Here is a 3,230-nt window from a genome sequence, read left to right as displayed (position 1 = left end):
ATATAGAGACTTACTTCCCGACCGATGGAAAAAGCAGTAGCAGCATTTGTTTAATCAGCTGTTACTGCTTTTTTTTGATTATGCAAGGTATAAACGCGGAGCCGCTTACTCGGAAGGTGTGAAGAGTGGTGAAGAGTTGTGAAGAGTGGACGGCCACTCTTCACCTCTCGCAACCCCAGTGTTTATCGGGGTTTCAGGCGAATCTGTGAAGAGTGAAGAGTAAAATGGAGAGTAAGGTTTTTCTATCTCCCGACGTATCGTTTCGTGCTCTATCTCCCGACGTATCGTTTCGTGCCTGGCAATGGCAAGATATTGCCTGGTAAAGGGCAATATTATGCCGTAGTGAGGCAATAATCGAAAGGTGCCTCTTTACCACCCGTCAGGACTATCACGACTATCTCTCAGAGACGTTCCGACATCTCGTAAGTATCATCACACCTTATATATATAATAGACTATAGAATAACTTTTAAAACATTACGCAAATATGAACAAGTACATTCCTTACAACATTACATGCCCATTGGCATCCTGCAGCCGTAGCAACACCTGTGCCCGCTACGCCAATTATCAGAAGGCAAAGTCAGAAGAAGCTTCCTTCATGGTCTTGAATACCGATCTTCTCCAGGTAGAGGGTTGTCCTTACCATCTCGTTTCCGAACGTCAGCGCTGGGCAAGAGGTTTCACTCGTCTCTGCAAATCCATCCCATCGGGCAATGCCAAATATCTGAACGTATATACGCCGTTCACCCAGCGCCGTTTCTACAAGGCAAAGAATGGCGAGTTCCCTCTCAATCCTCAGATGCAGGCAGACCTCCTGGAGATTTTCAAGGAAAGAGGTGCCGACCTCAGCCTGGGGTTCGACAGCTACGAGGAGCAGGATGTGCTGGTAGAGAAGTAGGCGCAGAGTAATCTGCGTGTTTTTTGACGATCTTACTGTGAATTAAGAAATATGCACTGGATAGAGTGCAATTTTCGTTAAAAAGTGCACTGAACTCAGTGCACTTTCGCTTTTTATCCGTATATTTGCATATATTAAATGAATATCGTATGAAACAGGTAGAAGAAAGATACATCAGCTTGTTGACCGATTTCGGCTTCAAGCGCATTTTTGGAACGGCAATGAATAAGGATTTGCTGATTTGCTTCCTCAACAGCTTGTTTAATGGCAGACAGGTTGTGAAGGATGTTTCGTATCTGAATCCAGAGCACGTGGGGGATGTCTATACCGACCGCAAAGCCATCTTTGACGTGTATTGTGAAGGGGAAAACGGCGAGAAGTTCATCGTTGAAATGCAAAACGCCTACCAAGCGTATTTCAAGGACCGATCTCTCTTCTATTCTACTTTCCCGATTCGTGAGCAGGCACCTAAGGGGAATGACTGGAATTTCAAACTCAATTATGTCTATACTGTTGCCCTGCTCAACTTCAAGATGAACGAGGATGCCTTTGACAAGGAGAAGATTCGCCACCATGTGCAGTTGTGTGATACCGCAACGCACAAGGTTTTCTATGATAAGCTTGAGTTTATCTATGTAGAGATAGCCAAGTTCAATAAGACTTTGGAAGAGCTTGAAACGCTCTACGATAAATGGCTTTATGCGTTGAAGAACCTCTATAAGCTTACCCAGCGTCCAAAGGAGTTATGCGATAAGGTTTTCGACCGTCTTTTCGAGGAGGCCGAGATTGCCAAGTTCACGCCTCAGGAGGTAAGGGAGTATGAAGCAAGTAAGAAGGCTTATCGGGATATCAAGAACTCTATTGATACGGCGAAAAATCAGGGTAAGGAAGAAGGTCTTGCCGAGGGCATAGAAATAGGTAAGAAAGAAGGAAGAATAGAAGGAAAAATTGAAGCTAACACCGAAACAGCTCAGCGTTTGCTGGCTATGGGGCTTTCTGCCGAACAAGTAGCCGAGGCTACTCAGCTACCTTTGGATATCATTGAAAAACTGAGCAGATCTTAATAGTTTGCTCCCGCTAGGCGCTTGCTCCCGTCAGGATGCCTAGCGGGGATAATGTCTGATGGGAGCAATACTGTGGAAGAAAAGAATATAGTAATTAATAACTAACTAATAAATATGAAATCTATTAACTTGATTATCTTGTTTTTGATGGCTGTATTGCCAACCTATGCTCGTGGCAATCAGTACAATCTGCAGCAACAGCAAGAAAAGAAAAAGAAAGAGCATAAAGTAGAAATTTATGGTGACGTGAAAGATTCGTTTACCCAGGCCTTTCTGAAGGCCTTTGTCACGGTGATGGACAAGGACAGCAACGTGATAGATACCATGACTACGAGTGGATGGGAAAAACACCTCTTTTATCATACTCAAGTCCCAGCACGTCCCGCTACTTATATCGTCAAGGCAGAGTGTGAAGGCTATGAGACGAACAGTATCAATCATACCATCAAATACATAGCACGCAATAAAAGTTTCTTATTTCCTTCGCTTTTGCTCAAGAAGAAATTCAATCAGGATGTTGCCCTCGATGACGTGGTGGTGACTGGCACCAAGGTGAAGCTGGCTTACCGTGGCGATACGCTCGTCTTTAACGCCAGCGCATTCAATGTGCCTGATGGCTCCATGCTCGATGCTCTTATAAGACAGATGCCAGGAGCTGAACTGAAGAGTAATGGCGATATTTACGTAAACGGCAAGAAGATAGATTATCTGCTCCTTAACGGAAAAGACTTCTTCAAGGGGAAGAATCAGGTGATGCTCGACAATCTTCCTTACTATACCGTAAAGGAGCTGAAGGTGTATGACCGTTCTTCTGAAAAAAGCCGACTCATGGGGAAGGAGATGGAGAAGAAAGACTATGTGATGGATGTGGCCCTGAAGCGTGAGTACTCCCGTGGATACATCGCCAACATGGAGGCGGCGGGGGGAAGCGAAGACCGCTATCTGGCTCGTCTCTTCGGTCTCTACTACACTGACAATTCTCGAATCTCGGTATTCGGCAACATGAATAACAAGAACGAAACACGAAGACCGGGAAGTCAGGGCGACTGGTCGCCTTCCAACAGTCCGCAGGGACAGAAGACTACCCGCCAAGTGGGCGTTGACTTTAATGCGTCATCGAAGAGTCAGATGATAAGAGAGCATGGAAACGTAACGTTTGCTTGGGACAATACGCATGACTTGACCCACAGTTCGCAGGAGAATTTTGCCTCTACAGGCAATATCTTCGGTAGAAGTATCAGTGATTCGCGCAGCGACAACCATAG

Annotated in this window: 2 protein-coding genes and 1 pseudogene; all 3 read left to right on the top strand. The window is 45.3% G+C overall.

The features are described 5' to 3' along the window. Positions 1-487 precede the first annotated feature (487 nt). Positions 488-901 carry a DUF6078 family protein gene (locus DW830_RS15235; protein WP_119250475.1) on the top strand — a complete coding sequence of 138 codons (414 nt, stop codon included), beginning with the start codon at positions 488-490 and terminating at the stop codon, positions 899-901. Between the two features lie 149 nt (positions 902-1,050). Beyond that, positions 1,051-1,965 (top strand): Rpn family recombination-promoting nuclease/putative transposase, encoded by a 915-nt coding sequence (locus DW830_RS15230; protein ID WP_119250474.1) that lies wholly within the window; start codon positions 1,051-1,053, stop codon positions 1,963-1,965. Positions 1,966-2,079: 114 nt separating this feature from the next. Continuing rightward, positions 2,080-3,230: pseudogene (locus DW830_RS15225) on the top strand (hypothetical protein); the annotation flags it as partial.

Source organism: Prevotella sp. AM34-19LB (assembly GCF_003468525.1).
Taxonomy (GTDB): Bacteria; Bacteroidota; Bacteroidia; order Bacteroidales; family Bacteroidaceae; genus Prevotella.
This window is presented reverse-complemented; position numbering and strand designations above follow the sequence as displayed.

Bases quoted from the DNA above. Each gene is read 5' to 3' on its own strand.
- DW830_RS15235 (WP_119250475.1), top strand. From the start codon at position 488: ATGAACAAGTACATTCCTTACAACATTACATGCCCATTGGCATCCTGC.
- DW830_RS15230 (WP_119250474.1), top strand. From the start codon at position 1,051: ATGAAACAGGTAGAAGAAAGATACATCAGCTTGTTGACCGATTTCGGC.